We start from the raw sequence: 21,721 nt of genomic DNA on the forward strand, positions 1-21,721 counted from the left end.
AGAAAGAAGGCGATTTTATGCTTTTTTACTTTTACATCACTTCAAAAAGGAAACTAAAGCAATTTTCTTTAATTACTATTATTGCATTTTTCACAGCTTGCTTAGTTTATATACAAGCACCTAAAACATTTTCAACTTTTTCAACCAACAAAGGGCCAATGGCAATTTACAAAGGTGATGCCTCGCAAAAAAATGTAGCTCTTACTTTTGATATAAGCTGGGGCGATGAAAATGTACTCAAAGTTTTGGATGTATTACGAAATCAAAAAATTACGAATGCCACTTTTTTCTTATCTGCATCATGGGCAGAGCGACATCCAGAGATCGTTGAAACAATCGTTAAGCAAGGTCACGAGATTGGAACACTTGGGTATCGATATAAAAGCTACACCCAGCTAACTCCAGTTGAAATGCAAAGAGATTTAAATAATTCAGCAGAAGTATTTAATCGTCTAGGCGTAAAAGATGTTAAGTTATTTAGACCACCAAATGGTGAATATAATAAAGAAGTTATAAAACTTGCTGCACGGAACAATCTTTCTGTGATTCATTGGAGTGTTAATACTGAAGACTGGAGAAATCCTGGAACAAATAAAATTGTTAAAAGCGTAGAAAATAATACTGATCCGGGCGACATCATTTTGCTTCATGCAAGTGATTCGGCACTTCAAACGCCAAAAGCATTGCCATTAATTTGGTCCTACTTAAAAGAAGAAGGATATAAAAACATAACAGTTTCTCAAATGATATCTAATACTAAAACAAATATTAAAGTTGTAAAATAAAAAAGCTAAGAGAAATTTCTCTTAGCTTTTTAGTATTTTGTGTAGTGTTAATAACTGATACGCATTACAAATAAATAACGGTACTAACATTAGAATTAACCACGAAAGATCATTCTGTCTTAATGCAGGAACCCATTCAACGATTGTAACGACAATCATAAAAAATAGTGCTGGAATAAACGCCCCTTTGTTTGTTTCTTTCATTTTTATATAAGAAACAATCAAACTACCTACTAAAAGTACTATTGGGAATATTAAATAGACAGTAAAAGCTTCTCCATGCGCATACTCTTTAAATCGAAAATAAGCTAAATCAAATAGAGCTAATATGATTAATACAATTTGAACTGTATTCCATAATGACTTAAATAAGCCTAATCCGAATCTATGTATTGTCAAATATGCAAAGAATCCCATCTGACTTACAGCACTGAATACTAATCCTAATATAAATAAAAATGATACTTCTACTAGAAGTTTAATAAATCTACCATCTTGAACATAACCAAAATACTCTTTATATCCATAAAGAATACCCGTTAAGATTGTTGCGATCCCACCAACTAGTAATGTTGTTAAAAATAATCGAACCAATTTCCGACTCGTCATTCGTTTCTTAATCCCCCGTTTTCACAAAGCTTCTGATTTTCTTCTTAAATTAACGATTCATATAAAACTTTATTAACTATTTAATCAATATAAATACCCTAATAATTTAATTCATGTCTAAATATTATCAATGGTTATCGTATAACCATTGATAACAAAAAACAAGCATACAAATTAAAAGGGTATTGTTTATTATTTATTTAATACGATTTTTTCGACTACTTGCTCAGCAATCAACGTATAGATTTTACCAGTTGGGTGATCTTTATCATATATTGAAGGAGCAAAGTCCTCTTCATCCCAATCAGGCTGCTGTAAAGGTAATTGTCCTAATAGAGTTGTTTGAAGCTCTTTTGCAAGCCTTTCTCCTCCACCTTTACCAAAAACATACTCTTTTTCGCCAGTTTTTTTACTTTCAAAATAACTCATGTTTTCTACAACACCAATAATTTCATGATTTGTTTTTAATGCCATTACTCCCGCTCTAGCCGCAACAATTGAAGCTGTAGGATGTGGTGTTGTAACAATTATTTCCTTACAAGATGGTAACATGCTATGAACGTCTAACGCTACATCTCCAGTACCTGGTGGTAAATCTAGTAATAAATAATCTAAATCTCCCCATTCAACTTCTGTGAAAAACTGTTGTAGCATTTTACCAAGCATTGGACCTCTCCAAATAATTGGTGAATTATCTTCTACAAAGAATCCCATTGAAATAACCTTTACGCCAAAACGATCGACTGGAATGATACGCTCACCCCTGATCACAGGTCTTGTCGTAATCCCCATCATATCCGGTACACTAAAGCCATAAATATCAGCATCTATTATACCTACTTTTTTACCTAATCTTGCTAGAGAAACAGCTAAGTTTACAGAAACAGTTGATTTTCCTACTCCACCTTTTCCACTTGCGATCGCTAAAAATTGTACTTTTTTATTATCTAATAGTGAAAGTGTTGAGTTTTCTTCATTGTCTTCAATAAACTGACCTTTTTCTTCTTCTGTAAATTCAGTAAATCGAATTCCAACTGTATCAGCACCATTCTGCTTTAATAACTGAACAATTTGTGTTTGAATTTGCATTTGTTCAGCTGTGCCCGTTTTCAACAATGCAATTTTAACGCTTACATGTTTCTTCTCTTCTTTTATCGATATTTCTTTAACAGCATCTAATTCTGCTAATGATTTATTTAAAAATGGCTCATTAATTGTACCTAAAAGTGATAATACTTGTTCATTGGTAAGCATATTTACACCTCGTTATCTTAATATACTAAATAGTATAACACATGTATCATAGTTAGTCTTAAGTAACATAAATTAGTTAGTAAAAATGAAAACCACCGAATAATTCGGCGGTTCCTTATCGTAGACGAAGTCCAAAAAATATGATATTCAAACTAATTGAAACCTAAATGGTAATGAGCGACGTAAGCAGACGAAGTAACGAAGAAAGCGAGCGTTTGCCAATAGTTTGAAACACCGATTAATTCGGCGGTTTCTTTACGTAGACGAAGTCCAAAAAATATGATTTTCAAACTAATTGAAAACGTTTGTCTTTCAAGGCACGTAGTCTGTGCGGAGCGGAGTTACCCTAAACGGTAATGAGCACCGTAAGCAGACGAAGTAACGAAGAAAGCGAGCGTTTGTCAATAGTTTGAAACACCGATTAATTCGGGGGTTCATTTTTATCTGTATAATATCTAATAACCCCTCTATATATAGCTGCAGCTAGTTTATCTTGATATTCTTCATCTCTTAACTGCTGACTTTCTTCATAATTTGATAAAAAGCCAACTTCTACAAGTGCACCTGGTACTTTTGCATATTTCATCAAATAAACATGATTAATAATTTTCGCTAATCGATGAGTATTATTTAAACTTTCCCTTAACTCAGCTTGGACGTATTTTGCAAATCGCTCATTTTCAATTAATGAACCATAAAAGAATGTTTGTGCACCTTTTGAAGATGTTCTTGGTAAGGAGTTTAAATGAATTGATATGTATAGGTCTGCGTTCGATCCATTAATAATTTCTACCCTTTTCCTTAAATCAACGCTTTTTCTTCTACTATATCCTTTCATTCCATCCTCTGCTAGATCGTAATCTCCATCTCTTGTCATAATAACCGTTGCACCTTGACCTTGTAAATAATCCCTCAGTTTGTTTGTTATTGATAGAGCAACAACTTTTTCAATAACATCTCCACCTGAAGCACCTCCATCTGGTCCGCCATGTCCAGCATCCAAAACAATCACTTTTCCATCTAGAGGTAGTCCTCTAAAATTCCAGGTCTTTGAAGTTTTTTGTAATAAAGGTATACTCAAAATCAAAAAAACAAAGGTTACAATGATAACGATTAAATGCCATCTTTTCATTTTTTCTCCCCCTGATTGTCCTATAAAAAATATATGGGACAACTAGGAAGAATATGACTTACTTTGATAAACGAAGTCTATGTCTTCTTTCACCTTTTACATATCCATCTAACCACCAATTATTTAAAAAAGATTTACATCGGTCAAATGGTTCTGTTTGAATATCATCCTTACGACCAAATACAGATGAATAAAATAAATAAGCTAACCATTCAGATTCTTTAGCTGATCTTCTTTTAACATTCTCAATTGGTTCACCATAAAAACCAAATCGGCTATATCTTGCACCCAATAAGTATGTTTCTACCGCTAACTCTAAACAATAATCTTCTCTTGCTTTTCTTTGGTTAATGTCTGCGTCTATACAGTAGGAAAACGAATCCTTTAATTGGGCTTTTAATTGCATTATTTTTAGTTCTTTTAATAAGCTTTTTTCAAATGTAATTTGCTTTGCTCTTCTTTTTTCTCGGAAATTAGTTATAAGATTCATGATGAAACCTCCCCGTAGCCATAGTCTAAGACGAAAAGGGGTGCTTCATTCAAAAACTACATACTTAATTTCTTCCATAAAAAAATAATAATTTTCATAAAAAACACCGATTTTATATAATAGAAAAATTGTATTAATTTTGAATTAACAACGCATTTTTTTAAGACTTACAAAGGTCTACCCATACTTAGATAAAATAAAAAGAGGGGAATGAAAAAACTTTCCCCCTCTTTCGTATTTTTAATTATCGAATGATTTCATTCTTTGTAAAAGTAATCCATCACTTTTTTCATTTTCTCCATAGACAAACTGAGTCATATGATATTTTAAATACTGTCCATATTTACTATTTGTATTTAATATTAACTCATCAACAAAGTAGGCACCTTTTACTACTGTATCCAATAATAAACTTGCAACTCCTGCATAAACTCCGCACGCAACTTGAAGATAGGTTGCATTTGTACCGTAATTAGCGAATGAATCTTTATTGTTCATAACATTATAGATATAGCGCTCTTTATCTTCGTACACAAGTAAAACTCCAACTACGTCCTCTCCTACTAATGGAGCTGTTGAAGGATCTAGAAGCTTTTTATCAAAACCCAATATTTCGTCAGTGTTTTTTAAATTATTTTTAATTAGATTTGTTGTATGCTCATTAACACGATACACAAAACCACTCTCTAAGTTGAACAATTTGCCAATAATAAAAACTTCTTCATGTGGCATAAGACAACCATAAAAGACTTTTTCCCCCAACGTTACTTTAAATTCAACAGAATAGACATCATCATACAAGAAGATTGGAATATTTTGTTTAACAAACATAGGAAAGCTTGTGACTGCCTCTTCTAGGAAGCAATCTGGGGACCATGTGGTGTAAATTGTTTCTTTTTGAGCTATTGAAGGGTTTTCATAAAAAGAATTATCATGTTCAACAATGTAACATGCAAGAGGTTTTTCGGAAGGGAATTGGTTCATTAAATCGATTGCCATCCATTGCACAATTCCAGGATTCATTCCTGAACCAATAATTGCTGTAGTATTTTTAAACTTTCGTTTATTTTCCTCGAAGATACGTAAGCGTTCTTTAAGTGGAAACCCAGAACTAATACTTTCATCTTCATCAACTATTTCACTTTCTAAAGCTGTGTTGACATACTTCACACCAAACTCATTACAACAGCGCAACATTTCAACAGAATCTGCTCTAGACACATCAACTACAATAACTGTATTACTCTCTATGAGATGTTTTTTCATTAAATCAATATTATTAACATTCATTTCATGAAATGTAACGTTTTCTATAAGGTTAGGGATAATCCTTTCAAAATAAGTTAATTCTCTTTGTTTCAAATCAATTAAATGAAACCTGGCATTTTTCATTATCTGATGGATCGGATCTTTTGGATCCTTTGCCGCTTTATTAAATATAGAAAGTACTGCCTTTGCCACTCCGCCAGAACTACCTAATAGGGTAATAATCGCATCTTTTTCAAACATATAAACAACTCCATAAATTGGTTTAATATTAGCTTTTACTTTACTATATGAACCTATGGAAAAAGTGTTCGGACAAGTATCCTGTCTATCTAACCAATGCTAACTTTCTAATTGAAAAAAAAAAAGCCTAACTAATAATTAGTTAATAGCTCTATTTTATCTAATTATTTATTTTTTTCGTCTGTTTCTGGTTTTTCTAAAAGTTTCTTCTGTTCTTCCTTACAAAATTCTTTAAATTCTTTGCATTCTTCTAAACACTCTTGTCTGCATCTTTCAATTTCTTCTTCGCGTTTCTTTTCCCTTTCAACACGCAACTCAAATTCTCTATCTCTTTCTTTCTGATCGATTGGTGCTGTATCATTTTTTAGAAGTGGTACAGCGCCTCTTTGGATTGGTCCGATTCCAAATAGTGCCCGCCATTCATTAGGTGTTAAAGAAGCTCGTTCTACCATAATTGAAAATGCTAATTTAGTTGCAATCGATGCAAATTCTAAGTTAGATGCTTCAAAAACGATCCGATTACCATTTTTCCGTTCCGCTGGAGTGAAGAATTTACGTGTAAATTCATTATTTAGCTGAATGACTAAAGGATTAATAACAGCTTCATTATACGAATTCCACTGATCCTCATTAAATGTACTTTGAACGATGTTTTCGTTCGTATTAAAAAAACTATAGATTCTTTTGATTGCATCACTTGTTCTTTGTGCTTCTGGAGCATAATTACTTGTAGGTACTTGTTGTAAAGTGTAAGTTGGCTCTGAAAAACCTGCTTTTACACCGTCTCCTGTATATTTCATATAATTGTTTACAAATTCATTCGTATTCTTGATCATATCATCTTGATCTAGTACTTCCTTAAAGTTCAATAACCAATTCATAAAACGATTGTTACTTACATTATTGATGATACTGTCATCTACCGAATCAATCACTTCTAATAAAGGAAGTAAAGGATCATATGGGGGCGTACCAAATAGATCATTACTATTAAAATCTTGTCTTAAATGAATGATATCGCTATAAGGTAAAATTAGTACATTTTTGGTTTTGAATGTGAATTTTAAAAAGATCAAACCTTGATTATTTTCGAGCACTTCAACTTTCGTACAAGGAATAGGAAAAATAGCAGTAGGATAACCAAAATCATTTCGCTTTATAAATGCAAATGCATTACTGTTCAGGTCAAGCTGGGTTACCATTTTCTCTAAAAGTAATTGCCTAGACATAAATGGATTTGGTTCTTGCAGTACATTATAAACCCATGGATCAGGGTTAATCTTGCATTCCCTATTATTTTCTCTAACATGCGTTACTTTTAGTTTTCCAATTGCATTGGCTTTAGGCCTAATACATGCCCTGATCACATCATTCTTAAATAATGTATCACCTAATGTTAATTGGCCATCCCCTTCATCATTTAATAATTCAAAAGAACTAGTGCTTGATTGGAAATTCATTTTGCCCATTATCCAGTCGATTAAGCCCAATGTACATCACCCCTAACGTAGATGGCCATAGGTATAATTTATTAAGGTATATTATTTTATTCTTTTAAAACTCTTCTATGCTACAATTTGAGAATGAATTATTAGAATTTTTTAATTTTCGTCATTTTAGAATATGAGTATACTATTTAGTTTATTCCAGAAAGTAATCTCATACGGAAAGGCCCTCAGCAAAAGCGCCCTGAGGGCCTACTAAAATTTATTTTTAATATCTTTCAACTAAAAGCTGTTTCGATTCGAAGTATAAAACTTGTATAAATTTCTTTGCATTAATGCGAGTATGTGTTGATGAAGTCAAGGATGCTTGCTTCAATTCACTCATTCTTTGACGAACTGTTTCAAAATCAAAAAACTTTGAAGCATAATTTTCAAATTTAGGGTTCGCAAAATCTGTCAGTCCTATTGATGCCATATGGTTTAATGATTGATAAATCGCTCTACGAACTCGTTGTTCAGATGATTTCCTTTCCCGCTCAACGTCTTCTTGAGAATTTACAATCCCTAGCTTTTTCAAACTGATGTGCGTGTATATATCCTTTAATGTAGGAAACCCTGCCTCTAAACCAAAATTCGTTTCATATTCATATAGGTAATTGAGCATATCAAGCAAGTCTTTACTCCCATTTTCTCCAGCTATGCCAAGTTCTGATAATAGTACCTGTCCCCAATCCGTTATTTTCTTTTTATCAGACACTGGTTTATGTTGATTGATTGAATTTACATCAAAAACATTACTTAATGACTTTTGAATATCAAGAATCGATCGCTCTAGTCGAATTCGCTCCAAGACCTTTCTAACGACCGATATCACTTCAATTTTGTTCAATGGCTTAGTAATGTAATATTCAATACCGAGAGAATAAGCTTCTCCAATTAATTCTTTAGACTCCACTTGAGAAATCATAATAACTTTCCCTTTGAATGTAGATCCCATTCTCCGTATTGTTTCTATACCATCCTGAAGAGGCATTAATAAATCGATAAATAATATATCAACATGATTTATTTCAAGCGTATTTGTATCTAAAAAAAAGCCGTCTTCCGCCTCGCCAACAACTTCACCTAACTCTTCATCCTCTATGATTTGTGATAACATCGATCGAAAGACTTCATCATCATCTGTGATATAAAAATTCATAAATTCACCCTTTCTAAGACGAGAGCTCCGATTGGTAGTCGGATCGTAAAAATACATTCACTCTCTTTTTGATTGAGAGTAACTTCTCCTCCAAGTTCTTCTGCCATTTCTTTGATATAGGATAAACCGATTCCTGTAGATGGAGTTCCATCATCGCTATATTTAGAAGTAAACCCAGGTTTAAAAATAAGCTTCATGTTCTTCGAAGGTACTCCAGGTCCATTATCAATAACCTTACATTCAATCCAATCTTCAACTCTTTCTATTGATAAGAGAATCGTCCCTTTATGCTCTATAGCTTCAACTGCGTTCGCAACTAAGTTATTAATGAATGATAGCATTAGATAGATATGATAGTGCGGATGTTGTCCCTTTATTTCGGAAATAAACTCAATATTCTTTCCTAGCATGCCTGCATATTTTTGATTAATTCGGATCACCATTGTCACTAAATCATTTACACTCATATATTCAGGCAAACTTTCACTTGTAATTAGTTTAGAAAGTCCAGCAAAAATTCTTTGGTTATCCTTTTTTATTTCATGTACCTCTCCTGCAATTCTTAAAGATTTGCTCCCCCATTTTTCAATTGGAACTCCTAAATCCTGTTTGTACTTACTCATGTCTCGATATAAATTGTAGGATTCTTTTGTTATTGTTTCAGCATTTTGTAATGTCTTTTTCAAATAAACAGACTCTACATACAAATTGGATAAATGCATCAGCATATTTTCATTTTCTTTACGAGTTTGTGATTCCTTCAGTTTTAGCTCGTAAAGTTTCATCATATTGATAAACGCTAATACAAAGAAGCTTCTAAACACCGCAATAATAATAATTTTGTTTAACTCTTCGACTGTAAGTGAAGAACCCATTCCATATAGTTGAAGTATTAATTCGATTAAACTAGAAGTGATTTCAATCGTAATACCGAAGATTCCTATTAGTAAAGGATGCTGATTTCGATTCACCTTCAGTAAATAAAAGAAAACGGAATATGAAAAATAATATAAGAAAGTAGGAAATCTAACCGAAAAAGATGAAGCAAGATTAAAATCGGTCAATATTAACCAATCTAGTCCAACACGGAATACAGAGACAGATATGCCTATTAAAAGCCCTATTAAAACTGAATGATATTTCCTAAAATACAATAAAGAAAAGAAAAAAATTGGGGTTCCAAAACTAACGCGAAATATATTATCAAAAGGATGAAAGTTCAGTTCACCCGCTATTGGAACTATAACCATAAGTGCAATAACAATCCAGAAATCTTTACCTTGCAGTCCTTTAGATTTCAAATCCACCACTTCCTGATTTTTGCTACTAGTATATCGCCTTGTTGTTATTAACACAATGATCCTCCATACTACTAAATTTCATAAGAAAATACAGCTTGATCATACAAGCTGTATTTTTTATTTTTATATAGTGACCAATTCTTTTGTAGCTTTCATCGGTCGATATGCAGGCTCCCACATTGCGTTTCGTACTGCTTGTTCAATATCGTCGTGTACAACTCGAGCTACTCCATCAGCGACTGCTGCTTTAGCTACTTCAATCGCAACTACTTCAGAAATAGTTCGTAGATTCTCAATTTGAGGAAGTAAAGGTGCACCTAACTTACTTACATCGATCATTTCTGCTACAGCTTCTGCAGCCGCTGCAAACATTCCATCAGTAATAATACTAGCGCGTGAAACATTTGTTCCAAGTCCTAAGCCTGGGAAAATAAGCGCGTTATTTGATTGACCAATTACATAAACCGTTTTGTTAAATGTTACTGGAGCAAATGGACTTCCTGTTGCTACCAATGCTCTTCCTTCAGTCCACTTAATTAAATCAGAAGGTTTTGCTTCTGCAAGTGGTGTAGGATTGGACATCGGTAAAATTACAGGTCTTTCAACATGTGCTGCCATATCTTTTACAATCTCTTCTGTGAAAGCACCAGCAACAGTTGAAGTACCAATTAAAATCGTTGGATGAACTTGGCTTACAACTTCTGCTAGGCTGGCACCTGAATTATTTTCCTCGATTGGGCGTGCATACGGTTGTTGGAAGTCGAACAACCCTTCCATATCCTCTGCAATCAATCCATTTCGGTCAATACACCAGAATCTACGGTTTGCTAATTCAAATGAAAGGCCTTCACGTACCATTGCATCACGTACTTGATCTGCGATTCCAATACCAGCCGCTCCTGAACCGAATACAACTACACGATGTTCACTTAATGGAATACCAGAAGCATTCACTGCTGCTAATACAGCTGCAAGTGATACAGCTCCTGTGCCTTGAATATCATCATTGAAAGTACAAACTTGGTGACGATACTTATCTAATATGTTTCGTGCATTTTTAGAGCTAAAATCCTCCCAATGAAGTAATGCATTTGGGAATTTTTCTACCGCAGTCGTTACAAACTTATCAATGAACGCATCATATCTGCTATCGCGAACGCGAGGATGACGGTTTCCAACATAAAATGGATTATCTAGTAGCTCTTCGCGATCAGTACCAACATCTAAAACAACTGGCAATACTCGTGCTGGATCAATACCTGCCGCAGCAGTATATACCGCTAATTTGCCGATTGCGATATTAATACCTCCAACTCCCCAGTCACCAATTCCTAATATTCCTTCACCGTCAGTAATAACGATTAAATCAATCTCATCAGCATTCGCGCCATGATTATCAAAAGCTTGTTCAATACCATCTTCTTCATTAATAGAAAGATACAAACCACGAGGTCTTCTATATTCATTACTATAACGTTGAATTGCTAAACCAACTGTTGGTGTATAAACAACCGGAAGCATTTCAGGTAAGTGATCAGTTAGTACTCGATAAAATAAAGTTTCATTACGATCATGTAAAGCTGATAATGCAACATTTTTATGCAAATCAGTAGGTTGTGACGAGAATTGCGCGTAAGCACGTTTAGCTTGCTCCTCCAACGTCAGTACAGCAGGCGGTAATAATCCTGTTAAACCTAATTCTTTTCGTTCCTCTTGAGTAAATGCAACTCCTTTATTAAGCATTGGCACACCTAATAATTCGGCACCACGCAAGGTAGTCTCCACTTCTCCATTCGAACCTACCTTGAATTTATGCATATAATCCCATCCCTTTTTTATCTAATTTATTTTTATCTTTTTTAGTTAAGCAAAAAAGGGCTTTTCGCCCTTACTTTGTAATAATTAATTGTCAGACTGATTGAAAACGAATTATCTTTCAATGCGCAAGGCCAGAAGCGGTGCTAAAATTACATACATGGCGGTATAGGCACCGCAAACAGGCTAAGCAACATAGAAAGTGAGCGTTTATCTGCAGGCTAGCCGATTTATTGACGTTCTAAAAGAACTGCACCAGCAATACCAGGGTGAGTCATTTCAAATGGATCTAAAATTAAATCAAGCTCATCTTCTGATAATACATCATATTTTAAGCAAAGTTCACGAATTGGCTTTCCTGTTAAAATAGCTTCTCTCGCTATTCTCGCAGCAACTTCATAACCGATATGTGGATTAACCGCTGTAATTAGACCAACGCTTTTTTCTACATATTCTTTCATTCTGTCTTCATTTGCTTCAATTTCTTTTAAACAATTATCAGTAAATGCACGGAATCCATTATTCATAATGTTAATTGATTGAAGTAAATTAAATACAAGAACTGGCTCCATAACGTTTAATTCTAATTGTCCCGCTTCAGATGCTAAACAAATTGTATGATCATTACCGATTACTTGGAATGCAACTTGATTAATAACTTCTGCCATTACAGGATTTACTTTACCTGGCATAATAGATGAACCAGGCTGACGTGCTGGCAATGAAATTTCACCAAGACCTGCACGTGGGCCAGAAGCCATTAAACGTAAGTCATTCGCAATTTTAGACATATTCATCATACATACTTTTAGAGCAGCCGATACTTCTGTGTAAGCATCAGTGTTTTGAGTAGCATCAACTAGATGCTCAGCTCCAACAAGTGATAAGCCGCTTATTTCAGCAAGTTGCTTAACAACTAGTTCAATATAGCGTGGATCTGCATTTAAACCTGTTCCAACCGCTGTAGCCCCCATATTTACTTCATATAAGTGCTGACGAGATTGTTCGATACGTTTTATATCACGACCAAGTACTCGAGAATATGCTTCGAATTCTTGTCCTAAACGAATAGGTACTGCATCTTGCAAGTGAGTACGGCCCATTTTAATGACATGGTCAAATTCTTTTGCTTTTAAGTCAAATACATCACGCATATAATTCATTGTGTTTAACAATTTCTCTAACATATTTAAAGTCGCGATATGAATTGCAGTTGGGAATGCATCATTTGTAGACTGCGACATATTTACATGGGTATTTGGACTAATGCAGAAATAGTCACCTTTTTCTTTACCTAGTATTTCAAGCGCACGATTTGCAATAACTTCATTTGCATTCATATTCATTGATGTCCCTGCTCCACCTTGAATCGGATCAACAATGAACTGATCATGCCATTTGCCCTCAATAATTTCTTGAGCTGCCTCTGCAATCGCTTTACCATTTCCCTCATAAAGGCGTTTTGTTTCTACGTTAGCAAGTGCTGCTGCTTTCTTTACAATTGCTAAAGCTTTAATAAGCTCTTCGTGAATTTTATAACCAGTAATAGGAAAATTCTCAACTGCGCGTAATGTTTGGACACCATAGTAGGCATCTGCTGGAATTTCTTTTTCCCCTAAAAAATCTTTTTCAATGCGTATGTTTGGTTTAATTTCAGTAGCCGCCATTTGTTTTTTCTCCCATCTTTACGCAACTTTTGACTCCTTAATCGAATCAATATATTGTTGCGCTTTATCTTTATCGTATTCGCCTTCCCATTTCGCCATCGTAATGGCTGCTAACGAGTTTCCTAATACATTTACTGCAGAACGAACCATATCTAAAATACGATCAATACCTGCAATTAATGCGATTCCTTCTAAAGGTAATCCCATTGAACCTAGTGTAGCCAGTACTACTACGAACGATGCACCAGGGACACCAGCCATACCTTTTGATGTAAGCATTAGTACAAATAATAATGTTACCTGCTCCATAAATGACATGTGAATATTGTACATCTGAGCAACAAATAATGCAGCAAGTGCTTGGTAAATCGCTGAACCCGTTAAATTAAACGAGTACCCTGTCGGTATAACAAAAGATACTATTGCTTTTGGACAACCCATGTCCTCCATTTTTTTCATAATGTTTGGAAGTACTGCTTCCGAACTTGCTGTTGTAAAAGAAAGAATCAGCTCTTCCTTTAAAATCTTCATAAGTGTAAAAATATTCGTCCCTGTCATTTTAGCATTAATACCTAAAATAACAATAGCAAAAAATGCAACAGTTACATAAACAGCTAAAACAAGTTTACCAAGTGGTAATAAAGTACTTACACCAAACTTTGCAACTGTTACAGCAATTAACGCGAAAACCCCAAACGGAGCGGTTTTCATAACTTGATTTGTAACCCAAAACATCGCTTCTAATACGCCTTCAAAAAATCCAAGAACAGGCTTTCCTTTATCCCCTATCGCTGCTACTCCTAAACCAAATAGAACAGAGAAGAAAATAATCGGCAATAAATCACCTTGTGCCATTGATTCAAACACATTTTTCGGGAAAATATGAACAATTGTCTCTGCAAAACCACTTTGTTGAGTTGCAGTTGCTGTTTGTTCATATGCTGAAATATCACCTTTTTGCAGATGAGTCATATCTACACCTTTACCTGGGTGGAATAAATTCGCTGCAAGCATTCCAATACCAAGCGCAATCGTCGTAATGATTTCAAAATAAAGAAGTGTTTTTCCTCCAAGTTTCCCTAGCTTCTTTATATCCCCTACACCTGCTACAGCTACTACAAGAGCTGAAATTACAATTGGCATAACGATCATTTTAATTAAATGAATAAAGATATCACCAATCGGTTGAATATAAGATATTGCCTTTTCATTTCCGTATACAAAAGCTCCTACAACAATACCTAATATAAGAGCAACAAAGATTTGCGTAGCTAATCCAAATTTCTTCATATAAATCCCCCTTGTTAACGCTTTCAAACATATAAATGAAATACATAACTAATTCTATATGCAAACCTACAAAACAATACAAAAACCTACAAAGACTTTTAAAATAATTATAAAAAGTTTCAAAAACGTTAAATGGTCGAACGGATTGAACAAGGAATAGATCAAAAGAAAGAAGAAGCCCGTGTAATAGAGCCCTTCATCCTGAAATAATTTCAGACAGACAAAAATTAAAAAGTCTGTCCATAATTAAAGGAAAGATAGGGAAAAGGAAGTATAGTAAGGGAGAAGAATTGAAAATAGCAGAATATATGCATGATGAAATAAACCCACAAAATAAAAAACTCCTGTCCACAAAGTGGAGAGGAGTTTTGAACGTATAAATAAAAATTAACGTTTTGAGAACTGAGGAGCTCTACGTGCACCTTTAAGACCGTATTTTTTACGCTCTTTCATACGTGCATCACGAGTTAATAATCCAGCGCGTTTTAAAGTTCCGCGGTATTCAGGATCAACTTGTAATAATGCTCTTGAGATACCGTGACGAATTGCACCAGCTTGACCAGTGTATCCACCACCGTTAACGTTTACTAAAATATCATAGCTACCTAATGTTTCAGTTGCAACAAGTGGTTGTTTAACAACTTCTCTTAATGCAGCGAATGGGATGTAATCTTCAAAATCACGACCGTTAATGATAACGCGTCCTTCGCCAGGAACTAAACGTACACGAGCTACTGAGCTTTTACGACGTCCTGTGCCATAGTATTGTACTTGTGCCATGTGAATGCCCTCCTTTTATTATTATCCGCGAAGTTCGTAAACTTCTGGTTTTTGTGCTTGGTGTGGATGCTCGTTACCAGCATACACGTGTAACTTTTTAATTTGAGCACGTCCAAGACGTCCTTTTGGAAGCATACCTTTAACAGCTAACTCAAGCATTTTAACTGGGTAGTTAGTACGCATTTCTAAAGCTGTACGCTCTTTTAAACCACCAGCATACATTGTATGACGGTAGTAAATTTTATTGTTTAATTTGTTTCCTGTTAATTCAACTTTCTCAGCATTGATGATGATTACGTTATCACCTGTATCAACGTGTGGTGTGAAAGTTGGTTTGTGCTTACCGCGAAGTAAAGTAGCTACTTCAGTTGCAAGACGACCTAAAGTTTTTCCTTCAGCGTCTACAACGAACCACTTACGTTCAACTTCGCTAGCTTTTGCCATATAAGTTGTGCGCATTCTATTTTCCTCCTAATACAATATACATAAAGTAAAATTGTTTTTATTGTTTATCTTTAACACGACTGGTTCCGGGGCTAATCGTGGTTCTTAAAACAATACCGTATTTAATATTAAACTTTATACCTTCTAATGTCAAGCAAATGTTACACCAGGATTAGTTGTTATAATCAACTTTCCATAAAAAGAGCCCATTAGGCGGTGAAGTCTTGCCAGCCTTGGCCCGATCACGTGCTAATAATGCGTTTTTAACACTTTTTACATCACGCTTTCCTTGCCCTACTTCAATTAATGTTCCAACAATTATTCTTACCATATTATAAAGAAAACCATTTCCTTCAAGAGCGATGACAATCCCCTGATCTGTTTTATTAATACTTCCTTTATAAATCGTACGTACTTTGTCCTTAATATCCGTATTTGATGCACAAAAGGAACTAAAATCATGTGTACCTAGTAAGCAATCTAATGCTTCTTGCATTTTAACAATATTTAGATCAAAAGGAAAAAAATAATGATGGTTTCTAGAAAAAACATTTTCGTCTTTTTCATTCCAAATAAAATAACGGTATTCTTTCCGAACGACGTCAAATCTAGAATGAAAATTATCATCGACAATCTCTACATATCTCACATTAATATCTTTAGGCAATTGTGCATTTAATGCTCTCTTCCATTGCTCTGGATGAAGGGCATATTCACTATCAAAATGAATTACTTGTCCTACTGCGTGTACCCCTGTATCTGTTCTACCAGATGCATGGATTCTTATTGGATTACCTTTGTGCATTTTTGTTAGAACCTTCTCAAAATCTGTTTGGACTGTTCTCTGATTAGGTTGTACTTGGTATCCATTAAATAGTGTGCCATCATATGAAATTATACATTTAATTCGATTCATAACTTATCTCCATTACTTACGTAAAAACAATAATAGTAAAAATAAAAACAGTAATACAACAAAACATGCTGTATCCCGTAAATGCCACTTCATAATACGAAACTTTGATCTTCCATCTCCGCCTTGGTAACCTCTAGCTTCCATCGCAACTGCTAAGTCTTCAGCTCGTTTAAATGAATGAATAAATAATGGAACAAGTAAAGAAACTAATGCTTTTAACCGGTCTTTTATAGGTCCTGAAGAGAAATCTACTCCTCGAGACGATTGTGCCTTCATGATCTTTTCAGTCTCTTCCATAAGCGTTGGAATAAATCGGAGTGAAATTGACATCATTAAAGCCATTTCATGCACTGGTAGACCAAACCTTTTAAATGGGTTAAATAATGACTCAAGTCCATCGGTAATTTCGATTGGATTTGTTGTTAATGTCAGTAAAGTAGTAATTGAAACTAAAAGAAAAAATCTCAAAGATATATAAATACCTTGAATAATTCCTTCTTTATGAATTTCGACCCATCCAAAATGATAAATTAGTGGTCCCCCTTTATTTGTAAAAACATGCAATAGAAACGTAAACACTGCTAACAACCAGATTGCTCTTAATCCTTTTAAATAATAATTAAGAGGTACTCTCGATAACAATACTGTTACAATTGAAAATAAAAATAAAATACCGTATGTTATAAAATTGTTCGCTAAGAAAACGATACAGATAAAAATGAACATTGTAAGAAGTTTTGCTCTAGCATCTAGACGATGAATAAGAGAATCAATTGGAATATATTTTCCGATAATTAGACTATTCATTTTGTTTCCCCACTATAAAGATTCGCTATATAATTAGCGAGCTGTTCGATTGTTAAACTTGTAGCTTTTTCTTTAATGCCTAATTTTTGATTCAGATCTTGGTGGAATTTTAAAGAAAGTGGAATTTGTAATCCAATTTCCTCTAGTTCCTTTTCATATGAGAACACTTCTAAAGGGGTTCCCTTTAAATACGTAGTCCCTTTTTGAAGCACATGGATCGTATCAGCATATCTCGCTGCATCATCCATGCTATGCGTCACCAAAATGATCGTCAGGCCCTTTTCTTTATGCAAATCGTAAAACATATCCATTAACGCCTTCTGACCACTAGGATCAAGACCAGCAGTTGGTTCATCCAAAACTAAAACTTCTGGCTCCATTGCTAAAACACCTGCAATAGCAACCCTTCTCATTTGACCACCACTTAATTCAAATGGTGACTTCATTAAATATTCTTCACTTAAGCCTACTTTTTCAATTAAATCGTTAGCTCTTTTTTTTGCTTCATCTTCAGAAACACCAAAATTCATTGGACCAAAGCAAATATCTTTCTCTACAGTTTCTTCAAATAATTGCTGCTCGGGAAACTGAAAAACTAAGCCTACTTTTTTTCTTAATGACTTTAAATTCTTGTTTTTCTTATCTGATAAAAGGGTAATATCGTCTATTTTAGCGATACCCTCTGTTGGTTGTAAGAGGCCATTTAAATGTTGCAGAAAAGTAGATTTACCTGAGCCTGTGTGACCTATTACAGCATAATATGACCCATCTGGTATGGTAACATCAATTTCATAAAGAGCACGATGCTCGAAAGGCGTCTTCGGCTGATAAGTATAGCCTACTTTTTCAAAAGTAATTTGCATAATTCGCTCACCAAGCTTTCTTGCTCTAGATGGTCTTGTCTCAAAGGTAAACCTTTTTCAATTAATAAACTAGAAAGGTTATTTGTAAAAGGAGATGCTAATCCAAGCGACTCTAAAGAAAACTCTGTTTTTAAAAGTTCTTCTGGCGTTACACTTTGAACTAAATGACCATCATGCATAATTAAAATACGGTCTGCATGTATTGCTTCTTCTATATCATGAGTAATTGAAATAACTGTCATATTAATGTCTTTATGTAAATCACGAATAGTCTCTATTACTTCTTTTCTACCGAAAGGATCTAACATCGATGTAGCTTCATCTAATATTAAGATACTTGGTTGAATTGCTAATGCTCCTGCTATTGCTACTCTTTGTTTTTGGCCTCCAGAAAGAGAGTGTGGCTCATGGAGTACAAATTCATTCATATTGACGATGTTTAAAACTTCTTCAATTCGACGATCCATTTCTTTTTTCTCAATTCCATGGTTTTCTAATCCAAATGCAATATCGTCTATTACTGTCGTACCTACAAACTGATTATCAGGATTTTGAAATACCATCGCTACTTTCTTTCGCACGTCCCAAATTGTTTTTTCTGATAAGCTAATTTCCTCATCAATCACAATTTGGCCTTCTTCGGGTAATATAAGTCCATTTAAAAGTTTAGCTAATGTTGACTTTCCTGAACCGTTTCGACCTACAATAGCGATCCATTCATTTTCTTTTATATTAAATGATACAGAATGAACTGCATTTGATTGTGCCTGTGGATATTTAAAAGAGATGTTATCTACTTTAATACTATCTTTTCTCATTTGTTCACCTATAATTTCTCATTGTTTATAGATATATAATAGTCTAAAAGTAAACAGAAAAAAAGGGCAACGACATGTTTACAAGAAACGTCGAGCCCTTTTGTATTCGAATATTAAACTAATTCGATAACAACCATTGGTGCAGCGTCTCCACGACGAGGACCAATTTTTGCGATACGAGTGTATCCACCTTGGCGCTCAGTGTAACGAGGAGCGATGTCAGCAAATAATTTTTGTAAAGCGTCTTGACCGTTTTCAGCGTTAGCAACTTCATTACGGATGTAAGCAGCAGCTAGACGACGAGCGTGTAAGTCTCCACGTTTACCTAAAGTAATCATTTTTTCAACAACTGAACGTAACTCCTTCGCACGAGTCTCAGTTGTTTGAATACGTTCGTTGATAATTAAATCAGTAGCTAAGTCACGTAACATAGCTTTACGTTGTGAGCTAGTACGTCCTAATTTTCTGTATCCCATTTCTAGTTCCCTCCTTTGTAAGTAGTATCAAAATTGGGTCATATAGACATGAAGAGAACGCCTCTCCCTTTATAGAAGCTACAATCAGTCTTCTTTACGTAGGCCAAGACCTAACTCTTCTAACTTATGTTTTACTTCTTCTAAAGACTTACGACCTAAGTTACGTACTTTCATCATGTCTTCTTCTGTCTTATTCGCAAGCTCTTGTACAGTATTAATACCAGCTCGCTTTAAGCAGTTATATGAACGAACAGAAAGATCAAGTTCTTCAATCGTCATTTCAAGGACTTTATCTTTTTGATCTTCTTCTTTTTCGACCATGATTTCTGCATTTTTAGCTTCGTCAGTTAAACCTACAAAAATGTTTAAGTGTTCAGTAAGAATTTTTGAACCTAGTGCGATAGCATCCTTAGGTCCAATACTTCCGTCAGTCCAAACATCAAGTGTTAACTTATCGAAATTTGAAACCTGTCCCACACGTGTATTTTCAACTTGGTATGTGACACGAGACACTGGAGTGTAAATCGAGTCGATAGGAATAACACCTATTGCTTGATCCTCTCTTTTGTTACCATCTGCAGGGATGTATCCACGTCCACGTCTAGCAGTTAGACGCATACGTAAATGAGCATCTTTAGCAAGAGTTGCAATATGAAGATCTGGATTTAGAACTTCAACATCGCTATCATGCGTAATATCGGCCGCAGTAATTGGCCCTTCACCGCGTACATCAATTTCTAATGTTTTTTCTTCATCTGAATAAATTTTCAGAGCAAGTTTTTTAACATTAAGAATAATTGTTGTAACGTCTTCTACAACACCTTCAACTGTAGAGAACTCATGTAACACGCCATCGATTTGAATAGCAGTTACAGCGGCACCAGGAAGTGAGGATAAAAGGATACGACGTAAGGAGTTACCTAGCGTTGTACCATATCCACGCTCAAGTGGTTCAATAACGAATTTACCATATTTGGAATCGTCACTGATCTCAACCGTTTCGATTTTCGGCTTTTCGATTTCAATCATTTTTTAAACCCTCCTTCAAAACGTCGAAACCCTCGGTTAGACCATGCTAACCGAAAGTCCCTATTAGGCAGTTCCTAATTGTGCACAACAAGAGATGTCTGTTAATATTTGCCAAACATATATCATAATCCATTATAGACAATTTTTGAAAATTTATACAGACAAATTATACACGACGACGTTTTGGTGGACGGCATCCGTTATGTGGAACTGGAGTAACGTCTCTGATAGCAGTTACTTCAAGACCAGCAGCTTGAAGAGCACGGATAGCAGCCTCACGACCAGCACCCGGACCTTTAACAGTTACGTCAAGAGTTTTTAAACCGTGTTCCATAGAAGCTTTAGCAGCAGTTTCAGCAGCCATTTGTGCAGCGAATGGAGTAGATTTACGAGATCCTTTGAAACCTAATGAACCAGCGCTTGACCAAGAAATTGCGTTACCATGAACATCAGTGATTGTTACGATTGTGTTATTGAAAGTTGAACGAATATGAGCTGTACCAGCTTCAATATTCTTTTTCACACGACGTTTACGTACATTTGTTTTACGTGCCATGTTGAATACCCTCCTTTACTTAAAAAATATTATTTCTTCTTGTTCGCTACTGTGCGGCGTGGGCCTTTACGAGTACGAGCATTGTTTTTAGTGTTTTGACCACGAACAGGTAAGCTACGACGGTGGCGAATACCACGATATGAACCGATTTCGATTAGACGTTTAATGTTTAAAGAAACTTCACGACGAAGATCCCCTTCAACTTTCAACTTGTCGATTAATTCACGAATTTTACCTAATTCTTCTTCTGTTAAATCACGTACACGAGTGTCTTCTGAAATACCAGCTTCAGCTAAGATTTTTTCAGAAGTTGCACGACCGATTCCGTATACATAAGTTAAAGAAACAACCACGCGTTTGTCGCGAGGAATATCTACACCAGCAATACGAGCCATTCTAGTGCACCTCCTTCTTTATTAACCTTGTTTTTGTTTATGTTTTGGATTTTCACAAATTACCATTACTTTACCACGTCTGCGGATAACTTTACATTTTTCACAGATTGGTTTTACTGATGGTCTCACTTTCATGATT

Annotated in this window: 23 protein-coding genes; 1 reads left to right on the top strand and 22 read right to left on the bottom strand. The window is 34.8% G+C overall.

Annotated features, from left to right (window positions below):
- The first annotated feature begins 17 nt into the window (after positions 1-17).
- Positions 18-785, top strand: coding sequence for a polysaccharide deacetylase family protein (pdaB, locus tag V5E38_RS20290; RefSeq protein WP_499211298.1), 768 nt, complete (start codon positions 18-20; stop codon positions 783-785).
- A 21-nt stretch (positions 786-806) separates the two neighbouring features.
- Here pdaB and V5E38_RS20295 read toward each other — a convergent pair whose 3' ends face one another.
- The 22 genes from V5E38_RS20295 to rpmJ form a co-directional block, all read right to left on the bottom strand.
- Complete coding sequence (locus V5E38_RS20295; protein WP_097978185.1) at positions 807-1,394, bottom strand: KinB-signaling pathway activation protein; 588 nt, start codon at positions 1,392-1,394, stop codon at positions 807-809.
- A 192-nt stretch (positions 1,395-1,586) separates the two neighbouring features.
- Complete coding sequence (gene salA, locus V5E38_RS20300) at positions 1,587-2,648, bottom strand: Mrp/NBP35 family ATP-binding protein (protein ID WP_499211299.1); 1,062 nt, start codon at positions 2,646-2,648, stop codon at positions 1,587-1,589.
- Positions 2,649-3,069: 421 nt separating this feature from the next.
- On the bottom strand, positions 3,070-3,780 hold the full coding sequence (cwlD, locus tag V5E38_RS20305) for an N-acetylmuramoyl-L-alanine amidase CwlD (protein WP_056467529.1): 711 nt from the start codon (positions 3,778-3,780) through the stop codon (positions 3,070-3,072).
- A gap of 58 nt (positions 3,781-3,838) precedes the next feature.
- Positions 3,839-4,270, bottom strand: a complete 432-nt coding sequence (locus V5E38_RS20310; RefSeq protein WP_088014585.1) for a DUF2521 family protein — start codon at positions 4,268-4,270, stop codon at positions 3,839-3,841.
- A 240-nt stretch (positions 4,271-4,510) separates the two neighbouring features.
- The gene (locus tag V5E38_RS20315) at positions 4,511-5,779 is read right to left on the bottom strand and encodes a saccharopine dehydrogenase family protein (protein ID WP_499211300.1); all 1,269 of its coding nucleotides are present in this window, start codon (positions 5,777-5,779) and stop codon (positions 4,511-4,513) included.
- A 164-nt stretch (positions 5,780-5,943) separates the two neighbouring features.
- Complete coding sequence (locus tag V5E38_RS20320; RefSeq protein WP_499211301.1) at positions 5,944-7,269, bottom strand: phage portal protein; 1,326 nt, start codon at positions 7,267-7,269, stop codon at positions 5,944-5,946.
- Between the two features lie 223 nt (positions 7,270-7,492).
- Positions 7,493-8,425 (bottom strand): response regulator, encoded by a 933-nt coding sequence (locus tag V5E38_RS20325; RefSeq protein ID WP_499211302.1) that lies wholly within the window; start codon positions 8,423-8,425, stop codon positions 7,493-7,495.
- Positions 8,422-9,675, bottom strand: a complete 1,254-nt coding sequence (locus V5E38_RS20330) for an ATP-binding protein (protein WP_499213614.1) — start codon at positions 9,673-9,675, stop codon at positions 8,422-8,424. Before V5E38_RS20330 ends, V5E38_RS20325 begins: the two co-directional genes overlap by 4 nt.
- A gap of 174 nt (positions 9,676-9,849) precedes the next feature.
- Positions 9,850-11,544, bottom strand: a complete 1,695-nt coding sequence (locus tag V5E38_RS20335; RefSeq protein ID WP_499211303.1) for an NAD-dependent malic enzyme — start codon at positions 11,542-11,544, stop codon at positions 9,850-9,852.
- 227 nt (positions 11,545-11,771) lie between these two features.
- Positions 11,772-13,208 carry an aspartate ammonia-lyase gene (gene aspA / locus V5E38_RS20340; protein ID WP_499211304.1) on the bottom strand — a complete coding sequence of 479 codons (1,437 nt, stop codon included), beginning with the start codon at positions 13,206-13,208 and terminating at the stop codon, positions 11,772-11,774.
- A gap of 18 nt (positions 13,209-13,226) precedes the next feature.
- The gene (locus tag V5E38_RS20345) at positions 13,227-14,498 is read right to left on the bottom strand and encodes a cation:dicarboxylase symporter family transporter (protein ID WP_499211305.1); all 1,272 of its coding nucleotides are present in this window, start codon (positions 14,496-14,498) and stop codon (positions 13,227-13,229) included.
- Between the two features lie 387 nt (positions 14,499-14,885).
- Positions 14,886-15,278 carry a 30S ribosomal protein S9 gene (gene rpsI, locus V5E38_RS20350; RefSeq protein ID WP_056467505.1) on the bottom strand — a complete coding sequence of 131 codons (393 nt, stop codon included), beginning with the start codon at positions 15,276-15,278 and terminating at the stop codon, positions 14,886-14,888.
- Between the two features lie 21 nt (positions 15,279-15,299).
- Positions 15,300-15,737 carry a 50S ribosomal protein L13 gene (rplM, locus tag V5E38_RS20355; RefSeq protein WP_056467502.1) on the bottom strand — a complete coding sequence of 146 codons (438 nt, stop codon included), beginning with the start codon at positions 15,735-15,737 and terminating at the stop codon, positions 15,300-15,302.
- Positions 15,738-15,894: 157 nt separating this feature from the next.
- Positions 15,895-16,638: a tRNA pseudouridine synthase A gene (gene truA / locus V5E38_RS20360; protein ID WP_499211306.1), complete on the bottom strand. Its 744-nt coding sequence runs from the start codon at positions 16,636-16,638 to the stop codon at positions 15,895-15,897.
- Positions 16,639-16,650: 12 nt separating this feature from the next.
- On the bottom strand, positions 16,651-17,445 hold the full coding sequence (gene cbiQ, locus V5E38_RS20365; RefSeq protein ID WP_499211307.1) for an energy-coupling factor transporter transmembrane component T family protein: 795 nt from the start codon (positions 17,443-17,445) through the stop codon (positions 16,651-16,653).
- A complete protein-coding gene (locus tag V5E38_RS20370; protein WP_499211308.1) occupies positions 17,442-18,308 on the bottom strand; it encodes an energy-coupling factor ABC transporter ATP-binding protein in 867 nt (288 codons plus the stop codon). The genes cbiQ and V5E38_RS20370 overlap by 4 nt, the downstream gene beginning before the upstream one ends.
- Positions 18,284-19,126, bottom strand: a complete 843-nt coding sequence (locus V5E38_RS20375) for an energy-coupling factor ABC transporter ATP-binding protein (RefSeq protein WP_097978196.1) — start codon at positions 19,124-19,126, stop codon at positions 18,284-18,286. The genes V5E38_RS20370 and V5E38_RS20375 overlap by 25 nt, the downstream gene beginning before the upstream one ends.
- A gap of 113 nt (positions 19,127-19,239) precedes the next feature.
- Positions 19,240-19,602 carry a 50S ribosomal protein L17 gene (gene rplQ, locus V5E38_RS20380; protein ID WP_056467487.1) on the bottom strand — a complete coding sequence of 121 codons (363 nt, stop codon included), beginning with the start codon at positions 19,600-19,602 and terminating at the stop codon, positions 19,240-19,242.
- A gap of 84 nt (positions 19,603-19,686) precedes the next feature.
- A complete protein-coding gene (locus V5E38_RS20385; protein ID WP_056467484.1) occupies positions 19,687-20,631 on the bottom strand; it encodes a DNA-directed RNA polymerase subunit alpha in 945 nt (314 codons plus the stop codon).
- A 166-nt stretch (positions 20,632-20,797) separates the two neighbouring features.
- Positions 20,798-21,187, bottom strand: coding sequence for a 30S ribosomal protein S11 (gene rpsK, locus V5E38_RS20390; protein WP_056467481.1), 390 nt, complete (start codon positions 21,185-21,187; stop codon positions 20,798-20,800).
- A gap of 29 nt (positions 21,188-21,216) precedes the next feature.
- Positions 21,217-21,582, bottom strand: a complete 366-nt coding sequence (gene rpsM, locus V5E38_RS20395) for a 30S ribosomal protein S13 (RefSeq protein ID WP_056467478.1) — start codon at positions 21,580-21,582, stop codon at positions 21,217-21,219.
- A 21-nt stretch (positions 21,583-21,603) separates the two neighbouring features.
- Complete coding sequence (gene rpmJ / locus V5E38_RS20400) at positions 21,604-21,717, bottom strand: 50S ribosomal protein L36 (RefSeq protein ID WP_000868344.1); 114 nt, start codon at positions 21,715-21,717, stop codon at positions 21,604-21,606.
- Positions 21,718-21,721 lie beyond the last annotated feature (4 nt).

The organism is Rossellomorea sp. GAMAL-10_SWC (genome assembly GCF_049568075.1).
Taxonomy (GTDB): Bacteria; Bacillota; Bacilli; order Bacillales; family Bacillaceae_G; genus Gottfriedia.